Source organism: Sphingomonas sp. 2378 (assembly GCF_038084995.1).
Lineage (GTDB): Bacteria > Pseudomonadota > Alphaproteobacteria > Sphingomonadales > Sphingomonadaceae > Sphingomonas.
Genome location: NZ_JAXCMJ010000031.1, coordinates 1 through 15,065 on the forward strand (window position 1 = coordinate 1; position 15,065 = coordinate 15,065).

Annotated in this window: 13 protein-coding genes, 2 pseudogenes and 1 riboswitch; of the genes and pseudogenes, 6 read left to right on the forward strand and 9 right to left on the reverse strand. The window is 65.2% G+C overall.

Going from position 1 to position 15,065, the window contains the following annotated elements:
- Together SM191_RS14045 and SM191_RS14050 are read left to right on the forward strand one after the other, a co-directional pair.
- Positions 1-1,216: hypothetical protein (locus SM191_RS14045; protein WP_445949862.1), on the forward strand; the 1,216-nt coding region annotated here is incomplete at its 5' end.
- Between the two features lie 183 nt (positions 1,217-1,399).
- The gene (locus SM191_RS14050; RefSeq protein WP_341506742.1) at positions 1,400-1,984 is read left to right on the forward strand and encodes a hypothetical protein; all 585 of its coding nucleotides are present in this window, start codon (positions 1,400-1,402) and stop codon (positions 1,982-1,984) included.
- A 39-nt stretch (positions 1,985-2,023) separates the two neighbouring features.
- Here SM191_RS14050 and SM191_RS14055 read toward each other — a convergent pair whose 3' ends face one another.
- A complete protein-coding gene (locus tag SM191_RS14055; protein ID WP_341506743.1) occupies positions 2,024-2,338 on the reverse strand; it encodes a hypothetical protein in 315 nt (104 codons plus the stop codon).
- Here SM191_RS14055 and SM191_RS14060 point away from each other — a divergent pair.
- The 3 genes from SM191_RS14060 (at position 2,331) to SM191_RS14070 (ending at position 4,666) form a co-directional block, all read left to right on the forward strand.
- Positions 2,331-2,780, forward strand: a complete 450-nt coding sequence (locus SM191_RS14060) for a hypothetical protein (protein ID WP_341506744.1) — start codon at positions 2,331-2,333, stop codon at positions 2,778-2,780. The genes SM191_RS14055 and SM191_RS14060 overlap by 8 nt on opposite strands.
- Before the next feature lie 157 nt (positions 2,781-2,937).
- A riboswitch (Fluoride riboswitch) is annotated at positions 2,938-3,014 on the forward strand.
- A gap of 23 nt (positions 3,015-3,037) precedes the next feature.
- A complete protein-coding gene (locus tag SM191_RS14065) occupies positions 3,038-4,396 on the forward strand; it encodes a voltage-gated chloride channel family protein (protein WP_341506745.1) in 1,359 nt (452 codons plus the stop codon).
- A 27-nt stretch (positions 4,397-4,423) separates the two neighbouring features.
- Entirely contained in the window at positions 4,424-4,666 is a 243-nt protein-coding gene (locus tag SM191_RS14070) for a hypothetical protein (protein WP_307001631.1), read from the forward strand.
- Here the strand turns inward: SM191_RS14070 and prfH are convergent.
- From prfH to SM191_RS14085, 3 genes are read right to left on the reverse strand one after another with little or no spacing between them, the layout of a single operon-like run.
- On the reverse strand, positions 4,663-5,280 hold the full coding sequence (prfH, locus tag SM191_RS14075) for a peptide chain release factor H (RefSeq protein WP_341506746.1): 618 nt from the start codon (positions 5,278-5,280) through the stop codon (positions 4,663-4,665). The two genes, SM191_RS14070 and prfH, sit on opposite strands and share 4 nt — an antisense overlap.
- Entirely contained in the window at positions 5,277-6,374 is a 1,098-nt protein-coding gene (locus SM191_RS14080; RefSeq protein ID WP_341506747.1) for an RNA ligase RtcB family protein, read from the reverse strand. Before SM191_RS14080 ends, prfH begins: the two co-directional genes overlap by 4 nt.
- On the reverse strand, positions 6,371-6,862 hold the full coding sequence (locus tag SM191_RS14085) for a hypothetical protein (protein WP_341506748.1): 492 nt from the start codon (positions 6,860-6,862) through the stop codon (positions 6,371-6,373). Before SM191_RS14085 ends, SM191_RS14080 begins: the two co-directional genes overlap by 4 nt.
- 523 nt (positions 6,863-7,385) lie before the next feature.
- On the opposite strand from SM191_RS14085, the pseudogene SM191_RS14090 reads away from it, so the two are divergent.
- Positions 7,386-7,853, forward strand: a pseudogene (locus tag SM191_RS14090) (tyrosine-type recombinase/integrase); the annotation flags it as partial.
- Here SM191_RS14090 and SM191_RS14095 read toward each other — a convergent pair.
- From SM191_RS14095 to mce, 5 genes and pseudogenes are all read right to left on the reverse strand, one after another.
- Positions 7,853-8,038: pseudogene (locus SM191_RS14095) on the reverse strand (DDE-type integrase/transposase/recombinase); the annotation flags it as partial. The pseudogenes SM191_RS14090 and SM191_RS14095 sit on opposite strands and share 1 nt — an antisense overlap.
- A 949-nt stretch (positions 8,039-8,987) precedes the next feature.
- Positions 8,988-10,985, reverse strand: coding sequence for an acetyl/propionyl/methylcrotonyl-CoA carboxylase subunit alpha (locus tag SM191_RS14100; protein ID WP_341506749.1), 1,998 nt, complete (start codon positions 10,983-10,985; stop codon positions 8,988-8,990).
- 93 nt (positions 10,986-11,078) lie between these two features.
- Positions 11,079-12,074, reverse strand: coding sequence for a biotin synthase BioB (gene bioB, locus SM191_RS14105; protein WP_341506750.1), 996 nt, complete (start codon positions 12,072-12,074; stop codon positions 11,079-11,081).
- Positions 12,074-14,284, reverse strand: a complete 2,211-nt coding sequence (scpA, locus tag SM191_RS14110; protein WP_341506751.1) for a methylmalonyl-CoA mutase — start codon at positions 14,282-14,284, stop codon at positions 12,074-12,076. The genes bioB and scpA overlap by 1 nt, the downstream gene beginning before the upstream one ends.
- Positions 14,285-14,409: 125 nt before the next feature.
- Complete coding sequence (gene mce / locus SM191_RS14115) at positions 14,410-14,826, reverse strand: methylmalonyl-CoA epimerase (RefSeq protein ID WP_341506752.1); 417 nt, start codon at positions 14,824-14,826, stop codon at positions 14,410-14,412.
- Positions 14,827-15,065: the final 239 nt, after the last annotated feature.

The window sequence follows — 15,065 nt, forward strand, 5'->3', positions numbered from 1 at the left end:
CGAGGAGCGCTACCTCCACGGCACCTATGAGGAAAATGGCATCGCCCTGACCCCGCTCGAGCATATGGGCAATCGCGCGACCGGCCACGAGCGGCGTGGAATGGCGACGGAGGTCGGCACCCGCAACGCGCGGCGGATCGTGAGCGATGAGCTTGCCGCCTGCGATAGGAAGGCGGCGGCTGCGACCGACGTGCTGGCAAGGGACATGACGCTGATCCTGCCGTCGATCGGTGACCAGGCCGACGCGGTTGCCTCTGCCCGGCGGTATGAGCGATTGTCCCGCCGACTGATCCAGCGCCGTCATGACATGGACGTCGCCGATGTCGTGGTGGCGGCATCGCGATCAAGGGCGGAAGCGGTGATCGCAACGCTGGACCCGGAGCCCGGCCGCCGGACCAAGCCACGCGCTGGCGACCGTGCGCTGTTGGAGGCGGCGCACGCGCACCTTGAATGGGTGGCGCAGCATTCACCCTCCGACGAGGAGCGTGTGGCCGAACGGCAGCGGCTCGCCAGGATCGAAGTGCAGGCTGCAACCGCATGGGACGAGGTTGCGGCGGCGATTGCGACAAAGGGCCAACGCCCTCCTACGATCACCTATGTTTCCACACGGACGGCGCCCGCCGCGACGATGCACCATCCGGATTTTGAAGAGCAGGTGCGTGGCCACTTTCGTAAATGGCTGATGCGGCTGTTCGCTGGCGAGGAGGAATTCCAGAATTGGCTTACCGGCGAACGGGAGCGGCGGGCCGATCAAGCCGCGGCTGATGCCAAGCGGCAGCGCGACGAGCAGGCAGCGCAGCGACGCGCCGAGGCGGCCCATCAGAAGCAACAGGCCGCGACGGCGGAAGCGGACGACGGTATCAGAGCGATATCGCCGGCGGAGGACCATGCGCGGCCAGAACCCGTCGCTGCCGACATGCCAGCCGCCCAGCCTGCGGGCAGGCCGCCCGTGCCGGAAAGGACATCGCCACCCGAAGCTGTTCCTCCCGCTTCTGTCGATTACCCCGCTACCCAGCCCGTCAATCAAAAACCAACTGATCCGCTCGATGTGACCAACGCTGATCCGCAGCGAGAGAAAGAACGCCAGCGGCAGGTGCCGCCCGGGTTTGCCCCGTGGGACAGGCCAAAGGGATCACCGCCAAATATTCGCAGCAAAGGGCCGGACGACGTAGCGCCGTCACAGCGGCCTATGGATCGCGGTTCAGAAAGAGAATGACGGATTTCGGGCCGCCCCGATCGATGCGATCGGCCAGAAGGAAGGAGGGGAATAGCCTGTCGGCTGCACCATGATGGTGAAATGGACCTGAAGGCGACGCGAGCAGCCCCGCGCCGCCGGACTGGAAATGATATGAAGACCAAGACGAACGTGGTCCCGGGTTGGCTGAGCCCGAGCGCCGTGATGGACACGCTTTTCGATGTGCGCGAGCCCGGGTGCGAGGAACTGGGCTATGCTCTGCTACGTCCCCGCGCGAAGCAAAAGGCGAACAGCGCGACCGCACTGATCCGCGCGAAGATGGCGCCGGTCGAGGCGACCAGCGCCTCGCGCGCGACCGCCTGCGGCATCCCGGTGACCGCCCGCCAGCACCGGCTCGTGCTCGCCCGAGGTGTCGGGGACATGGCGTTGGCGCCGCTGCTCGACGAGTATGATCGTGCCGTCCGCCCGCATCAGCGCCTGCTCGCCGGCGTGCTGACGCTGCGCGGTGCCGTGACCCAGCCGATCCACGACCTGTTCGATATGGCGACCAGTTACGCCGCCATCCATCTCGCCTGCGGCCGATCACTGACCAGCGTGGTCGTAGCCCATGCCCCCGGAGATGAATTGAGCCGCGCCCTACCGCATGTCCATGTCTGCATGCTGGCGCGCCAGCACACGCCGAGCGGCTGGGCCGCGGAGCACCCCGATCTCGTCGACACCGCACACCGGATGTGGGCGGAGGAGTGGCAGGCATTCCGTGCCGGATGGGAGCAATTGGCCGCCGCTTGAGCAGGTGGACGGGGCGGCGGCAGCCGCCCCGTCCGGCCATCAGAACGCGGCCCGGTCTGTCTTGGGCGTCCGCGCCAGCACGGCGGCCTCGAACGCTTGGCTAAGGCGGCGATCGGCATCGGTGCCCGCTTCCAGGATGATGGAATTGGTGCCCATGGCGGTGCTGCCCCGCAGCGTCGGCCACGCCGTATCGAGCTCGCCGCCAGTAAAGATCATGCCGCAGATCTTCACCGCCTGCGGCGCACACCAGTGCCAGCTAAGCCCCTGATCCTTAACCGCATCGGGCTTGCCGTATCTGGCGGAGAGCTGTGTCTTCATCGCCGCTTCGCCCATCGCGGTACCTGGGATGGTCATCGCCACCATCCCGATCGGGCAAGGCCCGCAAGGCGTGGCCTATGTTCCGGGCGCGGTGCCATCCGGCACCGGCATGGCCAACCTTCAGCCGCTCGCCAAGGCGGGCGAGAAGGTGCTGCTGATGCTCTCTGGTACGGGACGAAGCCAGGTGACTTTGTTCGATCAGGGGCAGGTGCAGATCCTGCAGGCCGCCGTCGCCGGCCTGCCGCCAAAGATGCCGTTCGTGCTGGGACTGTCTGCCAGTCCCGATGGTAACGGCCCAGTCGAACCGCTCGCCAAGTTCATGACCAACCCCGCAGGCGGCGCGATCGTCAACGCAGTCGGACCGCTGCGGCAGATCGTCACGCAGGCTGCCCCCGCAGGCTCACGCCGCTATCTGGTCATCGCTGCTGGCCAGCCTGAGGCGCCGAGCAACGTCGTTCAGCGGCAGGTCGAGCAATAGGTCCCATATCGCAGTCAGGGGCACCGAGGCATCACCCGCCCGGTGCCCAGACCTTCACTCTGGAGGGAAGGGCGTGGCGAGACGGCGGAGGCTTTCCTTTCGGAGAATGCTCTAAGGTTCCGCACCGATTGACGAAATTGCGGTTAGACAGCATATGCGTGGGCACGGCGATGGATTTCCGCCGGGCCATCTGGCCGAACCGCCCTCGCAAGGGCCGATGATTCCTACCAGGCGCCGTAAGGCAGCAAGGAGGAATTGTGCGCGCGACGTTTCGCATTCTCTACGACCAGTTCAATGTGCCGGCCTTCGTTCGCGATCGTCACGATCATGCGATGTCGGTTTTGCGCTGGGCGCTGATCCTGGTCCCGATGGCAGCGACGGTCGGGCTGCTATGCGCCGCATTTCTGTGGAGCCTCGATGCGGTGACGCGGCTTCGCTTCGCCTATCCCTGGCTCCTGTACCTGTTGCCGATCGGCGGGTTCGTCGTTGGGCTGCTCTACCATCTGACCGGGCGTTCGGTGGAGGGCGGCAACAACCTGATCGTCGAGCAAATCCATGAACCGGGCGGTGGCGTACCGCTGCGCATGGCACCGCTCATCTTCTTTGGAACCGTCGTAACGCATCTGTTCGGCGGGTCAGCCGGACGCGAAGGCACCGCCGTCCAGTTGGGCGGCAGCCTCGCCAGCGGGTTCGGACGCGTGCTCAAGCTGGATGCGGACGCCACACGCATCCTGCTGATGACCGGCATCGCAGCGGGGTTTGGCGCGGTGTTCGGCACACCGATCGCCGGCGCGGTTTTCGCGCTGGAGGTGCTGGCGATCGGCCGCGTCGAGTATCGTGCACTGGTGCCATGTCTCGTCGCCGCGCTGGTAGGTGACTGGACCTGCCTGGCAACGGGTATTCATCACGGCATCTACCGGGTCGATACGCTGGTGCCAGTCGATGCGCTGCTCATCGCCAAGGCTGGTGTCGCCGGTGTCGCCTTCGGGCTGGTCGGGCTTGTCTTTGCAGAGGCCAATCATGCGCTGGGCGGATGGCTGAAGCGCGTGGTGTCCTATGGCCCGCTACGCCCTGTCATGGGCGGACTGGCCGTGATCGCGCTGGTATGGCTGTTCGGCACGCGCGACTATCTCGGCCTCGGCACACTGGCGGCGACGCCGGACGGCCTGACTATTGCCAGCTTCTTCGGTCCCGAAACGCATCCGTGGAGTTGGGCGCTGAAGCTGCTGTTCACCGTCGTCACCCTGAGCGCCGGCTTCAAGGGCGGGGAAGTGACACCGCTGTTCTTCATCGGGGCCGCGCTCGGCAACGCGCTTGCGCCCATATTCGGGGTGCCGACAGGGGTGTTCGCAGCGATCGGTTTCGTCGCGCTGTTTGCCGGCGCAGCCAACACGCCGCTCGCCTGCACCTTCATGGGGATTGAGTTATTCGGCGCTGCCTATGCGGTGCCGATCGCGGTAGCGTGCTTCGTCGCCTATCTTTGCTCGGGTCACAACGGCATTTACCTGTCGCAGCGCGTCGCCGTGCCGAAAGTGCCTGCCGCACACCTCACATCCGGCGTGACCCTGCGCGATGTCCGCACACACCGCGCCTCCCGCCGACGCACGCGCGCCTGATTTCTGCTGCCTGTCGAAAGCCCTGCCATGCCTGATCGTTTTATCGTCCAGCACCGCGAAGTCGGGATGCTGTGCATCTATCTGAAGCCGTCTGACAAGATCGGCCCGCGCCGCTTTTGGGGCGCAAGGCCGCTCTATCGCAAGCTGATCCGTACAGCGAAGGCAGACGACATCATCGACGCCGTCGCGCAGCACAGGTGGAGGGGAGCTTCGATTGCGAAGATCGAGCGAAGCTGCCCCTCTCTTATGTCGGTCAGCCTTATCGGCTAACGTCGCCGGAACCGTTCGCCCTCATATGTACGGACTGCATTGCCACGTTCGAGCTCGCGGTTCTGGTCCCACACTGCCCGCTTTCCTTGAATTTCACCTGCGCGGCGTCGATCATCAAGCGCCGCCGCCAGCTTCAGTCGTGCGATTTTCTTGTTGGCGAATTGCGACCGCTGATCTTGGGACACCGCGACCAGCCCTGTCGGCAGATGCGTCGCCCGAACCGCGCTATCGGTCTTATTCACGTGCTGCCCACCCGGCCCGGAAGCGCGGAAGGTTTGATATCGAATGTCTTGCTCTCGCAAATCCGGCGACTGCTCGTCGATCTGGATGGGTTGAACGCCCACGAACCAGTTGCGCCGCTTGTGCAGGGGGCGGAACGGGCTGGTCCCGATCCAGCGGATCGTGCCGACACATAGGGCGGCGAACGCTTCTGCGCCGTCGCCCGATACGCGCAGCAATGCCGACGCCATCGGGGCCTGTATCGGCTCGAGCGGCTCGCAGAGGAGGCCTGCCGCCCTACCTTCCCGGCATAGGGCATGGACCAGTTCCGCCACGACCCACTCGCACTCCTTCGGCCCCTGACCGGAGGAGAGGTGCAGAATGATCTCCGTCATGCCCGCCTCGTCTTGTAGGTTAGAAGCGGGCGCAGCGTCGCGACCAGGTCGATCAGCCCCGCCGTTTCGAGATCGCGCACGACCTGATGGATGTCCTTGTACGCCTGCGGCGCCTCCTCATAAATCAGGTTGCGATCCTCACAGATGACCCGGCTGCCCAGGTTCGTTCGCTCGAGATCGGCGATGCTGAACCGGCGGACGAGTTTGTCCTTGGCCTCGCTGCGGCTCCATTTGCGGCCGGCACCATGCGCCAGCGAATGCAGCGCGGTGTCCGCCCGCTCCAGCCGGGGCCGGACCAGATAGGTCATGTCCCCGCGCGATCCGGGAATGACGACCAGGCCTTTGTCTGCGGGCGCCGCACCCTTGCGGTGCAACCATCCGCCCTGGTGCGGCGTGACGCTGTTATGGCAGATGTCGAGCAGGCGCTCACCATAGCTCCCGATCCGATCGAGAAAGCGCTCCGCAATCAGCACGCGGTTGATCTCGGCCCAACGCATCGCGCCGTCATGCGCCGCCAGATAGTTCGCACAGGCCGTATCGCCGACAACCAACCCGCCGACATTATGCCGCGCAAGATGCCCATCGAGGATGGCCTGGCCCAGCCCACGCGATCCGCTATGCACCATCAGATAGAGCGCGGCGGGATCAACCGCCGCGTCCCCGTCTCCATGCAGCGTCTCGACCCGCAGCAACTCGGCAAAATGGTTGCCGCCGCCGATCGTGCCCAGCGCTTCGCCGGCAAGGTCGGTTGCCAGCCCCGCCTCGGCGAGTCGCGCGGCAACATCGCCCGACCACGGATCGTCCAGACCCCGCAGCTTGCGCTCGGCGGCGTCGAGCCGAAACTTGCGCAGCGGCAAGCTCGCACGCCACAGGCCCATCCCGCAGCCGATGTCGCTGCCGACAAGATGGGGATAGACATGGCTGCGTGACCAGAACGCGGCACCCACCGCGATGCCGCGGCCGGCATGCAGGTCGGGCAGCCCGACAATGCGCTCAATCCCTTCGAGCCGCGCGGTCTGGTGAAGCTGATCCACGGCGACCTGCTCGATCCAGCTTTCAGGCGACGAGACGATATGAATGGTTGCGTTGGTCATCGCACCGCATCCTTCCACCCGAGGTGCCGCTTGCCCGGCGGAACGGCATGTCCCTGATCGCGCCAGAACCATACGCGATCCTTCAGAACGCCGTCGCGGGGATCGACATAGAGTTCTCTGCCACGGCAGTTACGCCGGTCCGGACGCAGGACATGGCCTTCGCGCAACAATTCGCCATGTCGGCCCTGTGCGATGCCGAAGATCACGAAATCGCGCAGATGTTCGCGAACGTGCATCTTTACGGTGCTACCGGTATCGAGCTTGGCACAGATTTCGCTGAACACATCGTCCCAGCGCCGACCGACGCGCCGCTGAAGAAAGCGCACGAGCGGGGCGAGATTTCCGTTGAGTGATTTCGAATAGTCCGCGCGCTCGCGGACATGCCGTTTGAGACCGATTTTCTTGAAGTCGCTCTTGTCCTTCTTGAGTTTTACGGAAGGTGCATGCCGCGAGCCCCAGCGGGGACGCTCGACGATGACCTTGAACATGTCAGCGCGCATGGCGACCCTCCCAGAAAGCGGAGAGGTTGGCCGGCGGACGTTGAATATAAGAACGGGACGCGGCGCGATGGCCGCGAAAAGGGGTCAGGCGACCGCAGTCACCCGCACGGGAATTGCCCATGTTATATGTTCCTGAACTCGGAAAGCGGGAGTGATGACGGGTGCGGTTGCGGCTCGCATTTGCTCACTCCTTTCCTTGGTTCGAGAAACAGTGCGAGGGCCTTTACGCCAAGCTGTGGTGCCGATCAATGGGTTAGATATTTGCGCATCAGCATCGCCATCCGGATGATGTCCGCTTCCCGGCATCCGCCGTCCGATGCCTAATCACCGCCACCGGGGCACCTTCTGCGGGCCTGCTGCGAAACGTTTCATCAGCACCTTTTGCCAAAAGCAAACGGTCGTGGCGGCTGCTCTAAACGACCCGCCCTGGTCAGCACAGGTCCCGTTAGATACCAAGCGGCATGCCCCAAGGCGTTCTTCCGATGGTCGATTTGGCCATTGGAGAATGAATATGGGGATGTCCCAAACCGCACCCGTCGCCACTAAGCGGCAAGTCTGGAACGCCGGAAGATCTGTCGGCGCAAAGCGGGCGCTGAAACCGAAGCAAATATGGGAGATACGGTTCTACCTCAATCAGCGTAGCCGCTTGCGAGATCGGGCGTTGTTCGATCTGGCGATCGACAGCAAACTTCGAGGCTGCGACTTGGTCCAGATGAAGATCGGCGACCTCGTCAGCGGCGGACAAGTCCGAACACGAGCGATTGTCATGCAGTAGAAGACAGGCCGTCCGGTTCAGTTCGAACTGCTTCCAGACGCTCGCGCCAGCCTGCTGGCTTGGCTCGAACGGCGGGATGGCACGGTGGATGACTACGTCTTCCCCAGCCGGGTTGATCGGCATGGCCACCTTAGCACCCGCCAGTACGCCCGGCTCGTCGATGAATGGGTGACAGGGGGCGGTCTGATGCGAAGTGAGTATGGCAACCGCCAGGCCAGCACCTTCCGTGACGCCCAATCCATGATCGCGACCAGATAGAGAAAGCCTCGCCGCATCGGCAGGTACGTGATGTCGGCGCACCAGACGTGACCCGGCCGGGTGATCTCCAGATCGCGCAGCAGATACGGGTAGATCCGGTGCTCCGGGTGCGGATCGCTGGTCCGCGGACGCGGGAGTGTCAGGAATTTCGTGTGCGGGCGGGCATAAAGGGGAAGAAGGAGACCCGATATGTCCCGACGCAAAGAGCCTGCGATACCGAACGAGTGAAGATGGCGCGGGCAACAGCCGCAACGGTTACGGTCGGAAGCCCGTCCGGCCCTTCCAGTTGCCGTTGGTGATCGCGCCCCGCGGGGCGGAGGTCGAGGCTGAGCAGGGCGGCGAGGTCGGCCGGTGAGGCCAGGCGCTGCGGGATCAGCCCCGGACTGGCGACTAGGCACGCGCAGTGGTGTCCAGCCGGCGCATCACGAAGTCGCTGTGGCCGAGCGGCGGAAAGCGCACCCGGATCGCGACGTCGAACCCCTCGGCCATCACATCCAACCTGCGGCCTCACGCTGGCGGTGATGATGCCGTAGGCAGCGTAGCGCCGACGCCCGCCATAGTCGTAGGACACGTTGAAATCCTGCGTCTATAGCGCGACCCGCAACTTCACACGTCCATCGGCTGTGACCGGACCGCCGGCGTCCACCTCGCCGCGAAGATTGTTTCAGCTAATAGCAAGTAAGGTGCCATTTGGCGTCAATGTCGAGGTTTGCCGCTTGCGCAACAGATGGACGGCGCCACCCGGCCAGCGACTCCGGAGAAAAGGTCAACTGGGCCGCGCCGAATCTCGGCACGTTCATAGATAGTCATGTCGCGCCGAGTATCCCGGATAGCCGATGGGAGACACCCCATCAATGAGGTAGGCGTCGAGGGAACACTACGCGATGTATAGTTCTGCCACCCGGATATCACGCCGGACACAGTGATTCCCGGCGTCGTCAGCACTACGTGTTCAAGCGTGAAGGGCGTGCGTAGCCGAGCCTCCTTCGCGTCACGACTGCGACCGTTTGTGGAACGTCCTCCTCGGGTCTAGGGGCAAATCCTCTTGTCAATTCACTTGTGTAAGTAATGATCGAACCTCTATTCAAGTTCTAGAATCACCGCATCCACGGCCAAGCTGTCGCCGGTCTTGACTGAAATCGTCTTGACAATGCCGGTCTTCGCGGCGCGCAGGATGTTTTCCATCTTCATCGCCTCGACGACCGCCAGCTGCTGCCCGGCTTCGACCGGGTCCCCCTCGGCCACGTCGAGGCGGACGAGCAGGCCCGGCATCGGTGCGATGAGGAATCTGGACAGGTCCGGCGGCACCTTTACGATCAGGTGCCGCGCGTAAGGCGCCGCGCGAGCGGGAAGAACGCGCACCGTGTGGCTGGTCCCGCGCGTGGTCAGGCGGAAGCCGGTGCGAGTCCTGGCGATGCGGACATGGAGCGTCTCGCCCGCCTCGTCCTCGACCGCGATCATCCGGTCGCCCGGCGTATAGGCGATGGCGAGGTCCAGAGCCGCCCCATCGACGATGAGGCCGTCGGTCGACACGTTGACCTGGTGGTCCGCCCCGCCGATCCGTACCGTCCAGTCGGCGGGCGGTTGCAGCCGGTGGCCGAGTTGGCCATCGATCCGGCGTGCCCGGTCGGCCTCGGCGGTGGCGGCGAAGGCGGCGACGGCGGCGAGCGTGCGGGTCAGTTCGTCGCTGGAGGGCGCACCCTGGAAGCCTTTGGGATATTCCTCGGCGATGAAGCCGGTCGACAGTCCCCCTGAGCGGAAGCGCGGATGCTGCATCAGTGCGGAGACGAAGTCGATGTTCGTCCCCGGCCCGACGATCTCGAAGGCGTCGAGTGCTGCGATCTGGGCATCGATCGCGGCTTCGCGGGTCGGGGCCCAGGTGACCAGCTTGGCGATCATGGGATCGTAGAACATGCTGACCTCGCCACCCTCCGCGACGCCGTCATCGACGCGGACGCGGATGGCGTCGTCCCGTTCCTCGGCAGGCGGGTTGTAGCGGACCAGCCGCCCCGTCGAGGGCAGGAAGCCGCGATACGGGTCTTCGGCATAAACCCGGTTCTCGATCGCCCAGCCGGTCAGCGTCACCTCGTCCTGCGTGAAGGAGAGCGGTTCACCGGCGGCGACGCGGATCATCTGCTCGACCAGATCGAGACCGGTGATCTCTTCGGTCACGGGATGCTCGACCTGGAGCCGCGTGTTCATCTCGAGAAAGTAGAAGCTCTTGCCGGTCGTATCCGCACCCGACACGATCAACTCGACCGTGCCCGCCGAATAATAGCCGACCGCCCGCGCCAGCGCGACCGCCTGCTCGCCCATGGCGCGGCGCATCTCGGGGGTGACGAAGGGCGACGGGGCCTCTTCGACCACCTTCTGGTGGCGGCGCTGGACCGAACATTCGCGCTCGCCGAGATAGACGATGTTGCCATGCTGGTCGCCCAGCACCTGGATTTCGATATGGCGGGGGCTTTCGATGAATTTCTCGATGAAGACGCGGTCGTCGCCGAAACTGGCCAGGCCTTCGCGCTTGGTCGCCTCGAAGCCTTCGCGCACATCCGCCTCGGACCAGGCGAGCCGCATCCCCTTGCCGCCGCCACCGGCGCTGGCCTTCATCATCACCGGAAAGCCAATCTCGGCGGCGATGTGCACCGCTTCCTCGGTATCGGCGATCTCGCCCAGATAGCCGGGGACGACGTTGACCCCGGCGGCCTTGGCGAGTTTCTTGGATTCGATCTTGTCGCCCATCGCGGCGATGGCGTTCGGCGGCGGGCCGATAAAGGTCACGCCCGCCTCGGCACAGGCCTTGGCGAAGCTCTCGCGCTCCGACAGGAAGCCGTAACCGGGATGGATCGCATCCGCGCCGGTGGCTTTCGCGGCGGCGAGGATCAGTTCGGCCTTGAGGTAGCTCTCGGCGGCGGGAGCGGGACCGAGGCGGATCGCTTCGTCTGCCAGCCGCACATGCGGTGCGCTGGCATCGGCATCCGAATAGACCGCAACCGTGGCGATGCCCATGGCTCTGGCGGTGCGGATCACCCGGCACGCAATTTCCCCGCGATTGGCGATCAGGATCTTCTGGAACACGGGAATATCTCTCCTTTTATGTCGTTGGTCCGTGTCGTCTGTCGTCTACCACCCCGGCCTTCGCTGGGGCGGTCGGGATGAGGGGTAACAGCATTACTCCGCTGCGAACCGCATTGGCTCGGCGCCCTCCATTGGCTTTAGGCCCAGCTTCGCGAACAGCGCCGCGTCCGCGCTGTCGCCGCGGTTGCCGGTGGTCAGCAGCTTGTCGCCGGTGAAGATCGAGTTCGCCCCCGCCATGAAACACAGCGCCTGCGTCGCCTCGGACATGCTCTCGCGGCCGGCGGACAGGCGGACCATGCTGAGCGGCATGGTGATCCGCGCGACCGCGACCGTCCGCACGAATTCGATATCGTCGATCCTGGCGAGCGGCGTATCGGCGAGCATGTCGCCCAACACGGTGCCCTTCACCGGGACCAGCGCGTTGACCGGCACGCTCTCGGGATGATGCGGCATGGTGGCGAGCGCATGGACGAAGCCGAACCGGTCCTCACGCGTCTCGCCCATGCCGACGATGCCGCCGCAGCAGACGTTGATCCCCGCCGAGCGGACATGGTCCAGCGTCTCCAGCCGCTCGCCGAAGCTGCGCGTCGTGATGACCTCGCCATAGCGATCGGGCGAGGTGTCGATATTGTGGTTGTAGTAATCCAGCCCCGCCGCGCCCAGCCGCCGCGCCTGGTCGGGCGTCAGCATCCCCAGCGTCATGCAGGTTTCCATCCCCATGGCGCGCACGCCCTCGATCATCTGGACGATCGCGTCCATGTCGCGATCCTTGGGATTGCGCCACGCCGCACCCATGCAGAACCGCTGCGAGCCGGCATCCTTCGCCTCCGCCGCGCGCTGGAGCACGGCCTGCACGTCCATCAGCTTCGTCGCCTTGACGCCGCTGTCGGCATGGACGGATTGCGAGCAATAGCCGCAATCCTCCGGACAGCCGCCGGTCTTGATCGACAAGAGCGTGCACAGCTGCACCTCGCCGACCGCATGATGCGCGCGGTGGGTTGATTGCGCGCGCCACATCAGTTCGTCGAACGGCAGGTCGAACAGCGCGGCAATCTCTTCGCGGGTCCAGTCGGTACGCAGGTCGGTCATTACTCGGCAGCATCCTGTTCGGAGGGCATGTTGTGGCCCAGCAGCCGCAGCACGTCCTCGGCCGCCGCGATCAAGTTCGTTCCGGGGCCGAAGATCGCCTGCACACCCGCGTCGCGCAGCGCCTGATAGTCCTGCGCGGGGATGACGCCACCCGCGATCACCTTGATGTCAGGCCGCCCGGCATCCTTCAGATGGCCGATCAGCTCCGGGATCAGCGTCTTGTGCCCGGCCGCGAGGCTGGAGGCGCCGACGATATCGACATCGCGATCGAGCGCCAGTTCGGCCGCCTCCGCCGGGGTCTGGAACAGCGGGCCCGGCACGACCTCGAACCCCAGATCGCCGAACATCGAGCTGACGAGGTTGGCGCCGCGGTCATGCCCGTCCTGCCCCATCTTGGCGACGAGCATGCGGGGGCGGCGGCCCAGGCGGCGCTCGGTCGCCTCGACGCCGCGGACCAGCCGGGCCCAGCGCTCGTCCTCGATATAGGCGCCGCCGTAAACGCCCTTAACCGGCGTCGGCTGCGTCCCGAATCGACCGAACACATCCTCCATCGCCGACGATATCTCGCCCAACGTCGCCCGCGCTCGGGCTGCATCCACGGCCAGCGCCAGCAGATTGGCCTTGCCCCGTGCGCCATCCCGCAAAGCGTCCAGCGCGGCGCGGCAGGCCGCCGCGTCACGGTTCGCCCTGACCGCCTCGATCCGCCGGATCTGCGCCTCGCGCACCGCGACATTGTCGACGTCGAGGATGTCGATCGGGTCTTCGTCGGCCTTGCGATACTTGTTGACGCCGACGATCACGTCCTCGCCCCGGTCGACGCGGGCGGCGCGGGCAGCGGAGGCTTCTTCGATCATCGCCTTGGGCCAGCCCGCCGCGACTGCTTTCGCCATGCCGCCCTCGGCCTGCACCCGCTCGATGATCTCCCACGCGCCGTCGACCAGGCTCTGCGTCAGGCTTTCGACATAATAGGAGCCGCCGAGCGGATCGACGACCCTGGTCATCCCCGTCTCTTCCTGGATCACGATCTGGGTGTTGCGCGCGATCCGGGCGGAGAAATCGGTGGGGAGCGCGATCGCCTCGTCGAGGGCGTTGGTGTGCAGCGACTGGGTGCCCCCCAGCATCGCCGCCATCGCCTCGATCGTCGTGCGCATGACGTTGTTGCAGGGGTCCTGCTCGGTCAACGACACGCCCGACGTCTGGCAGTGGGTGCGCAGCATCTTGCTGCGTTCGTCCTTCGCGCCCAGCTGCGTCATCGCGCGATGCCAGAGGACGCGCGCGGCGCGCAGCTTGGCGACCTCCATGAAGAAGTTCATGCCGATCGCGAAGAAGAAGGACAGGCGCCCGGCGAACCTGTCGATATCGAGGCCGCTGGCGACGCCGTATTTCACATATTCCATGCCGTCGGCGATGGTGAAGGCGAGTTCGTGGATCTGCGTCGCCCCCGCCTCCTGCATGTGATAGCCCGAAATCGAGATGCTGTTGAACTTCGGCATCTCGCGGCTGGTGTAGCCGAAAATATCCGAGATGATCCGCATCGAGGGTTCGGGCGGGTAGATATAGGTGTTGCGGACCATGAACTCCTTCAGAATGTCGTTCTGGATGGTCCCGTCGAGCAGCTTGCGGTCGACTCCCTGTTCTTCCCCTGCAACGATGAAGAAGGCGAGGATCGGGATCACCGCGCCGTTCATCGTCATGCTGACCGACATCTGATCGAGCGGGATGCCGTCGAACAGGATCTTCATGTCCTCGACACTGTCGATCGCGACGCCCGCCTTGCCGACGTCGCCGACCACGCGCGGATGGTCGCTGTCATAGCCGCGATGGGTGGCGAGGTCGAAGGCGACGCTGAGCCCCTTTTGCCCGGCCGCGAGGTTGCGGCGGTAGAAGGCGTTCGATTCCTCCGCGGTCGAAAAGCCCGCATATTGCCGGATCGTCCACGGTCGCCCGGCGTACATCGACGCGCGCACGCCGCGGGCGAAGGGCGCGAAGCCGGGCAGGCCGGGGTCCCAGCCCTCGATATCGTCCGCCGTATAGAGCGGCTTGACCGTGATCCCCTCCGGCGTCCGCCAGTCGAGATCGCGGCCCTTGACCTCCTTCGTGGCGGCGGCCTGCCAATCGGCAAGAGTCGGCTGCGTTTTGGGTTCCGGCTGCGCAGGCGGAGGCGGCGCGGCGCCGGCATCCTCACCGAGGTTGCGTTCGATCTCGGCCATTTTACGCAAAGCTCCACCCCGGCGCAGGCCAGGGCCCAGTTGGAAAGGTGGTTTTCGTGGAGCGAAGCGCCAACCAAGCGCCGTCCCCCAACTGGGCCCCGGCGTTCGCCGGGGCGGGAGTCCCGTCAATGGCCATGCGGCGTCTCCATCAATTCGACCAGCACCCCGCCCATGTCGCGCGGGTGGATGAAGACGATCGGCGTGCCATGCGCGCCGGTACGCGGCTCGCCCAGCACGGTCGCGCCCTTCGCCTTGAGGTCCGCGACCGCGGCATGGATATCGGCCACCTCGAAACAGACATGATGCTGCCCGCCTGCCGGGTTCTTCCTGAGGAAGTCGGCGATGGGCGAGGCATCGTCATAGGGCTCTATCAGCTCGATCTGTGTGTTGGCGGCGTCGATGAAGCACACCTTCACCCCCTGCGTCGGCAGATCGAACGGCTCCCCGATCGCGGTCGCGCCGAGCAGGGTGCGGTAGGTTTCGATCGACCGGGCGATCGACGGTGTCGCGATGCCGACATGGTTGAGGCGACCGAGGGTCATAGATCGGTACTCTGAAGAGCGATCAACGTCAGAATGGCGGATGACATCAAGATAATCCCCAGCACCCCCGCGGCAGCCGTCATGACGATCGTCGTCCAGAAATGAACAGGCCTCGTCGCGCGCGGGTAGTCGCCCTTGCGACCGCGAGCGACGCCATCCCGAACTTCGCGGACCGCGGCACGTGGACAATGAACGGTCAGCAGGCCTCCAAAGGCCAATATGAGCAGCGCGGTGATCGC

Bases quoted from the DNA above. Each gene is read 5' to 3' on its own strand.
- SM191_RS14050 (WP_341506742.1), top strand. From the start codon at position 1,400: ATGGACACGCTTTTCGATGTGCGCGAGCCCGGGTGCGAGGAACTGGGC.
- SM191_RS14060 (WP_341506744.1), top strand. From the start codon at position 2,331: ATGGTCATCGCCACCATCCCGATCGGGCAAGGCCCGCAAGGCGTGGCC.
- SM191_RS14055 (WP_341506743.1), bottom strand. From the start codon at position 2,338: ATGACCATCCCAGGTACCGCGATGGGCGAAGCGGCGATGAAGACACAG.
- SM191_RS14070 (WP_307001631.1), top strand. From the start codon at position 4,424: ATGCCTGATCGTTTTATCGTCCAGCACCGCGAAGTCGGGATGCTGTGC.
- prfH (WP_341506746.1), bottom strand. From the start codon at position 5,280: ATGACGGAGATCATTCTGCACCTCTCCTCCGGTCAGGGGCCGAAGGAG.
- SM191_RS14080 (WP_341506747.1), bottom strand. From the start codon at position 6,374: ATGACCAACGCAACCATTCATATCGTCTCGTCGCCTGAAAGCTGGATC.
- SM191_RS14085 (WP_341506748.1), bottom strand. From the start codon at position 6,862: ATGTTCAAGGTCATCGTCGAGCGTCCCCGCTGGGGCTCGCGGCATGCA.
- bioB (WP_341506750.1), bottom strand. From the start codon at position 12,074: ATGACCGACCTGCGTACCGACTGGACCCGCGAAGAGATTGCCGCGCTG.
- scpA (WP_341506751.1), bottom strand. From the start codon at position 14,284: ATGGCCGAGATCGAACGCAACCTCGGTGAGGATGCCGGCGCCGCGCCG.
- mce (WP_341506752.1), bottom strand. From the start codon at position 14,826: ATGACCCTCGGTCGCCTCAACCATGTCGGCATCGCGACACCGTCGATC.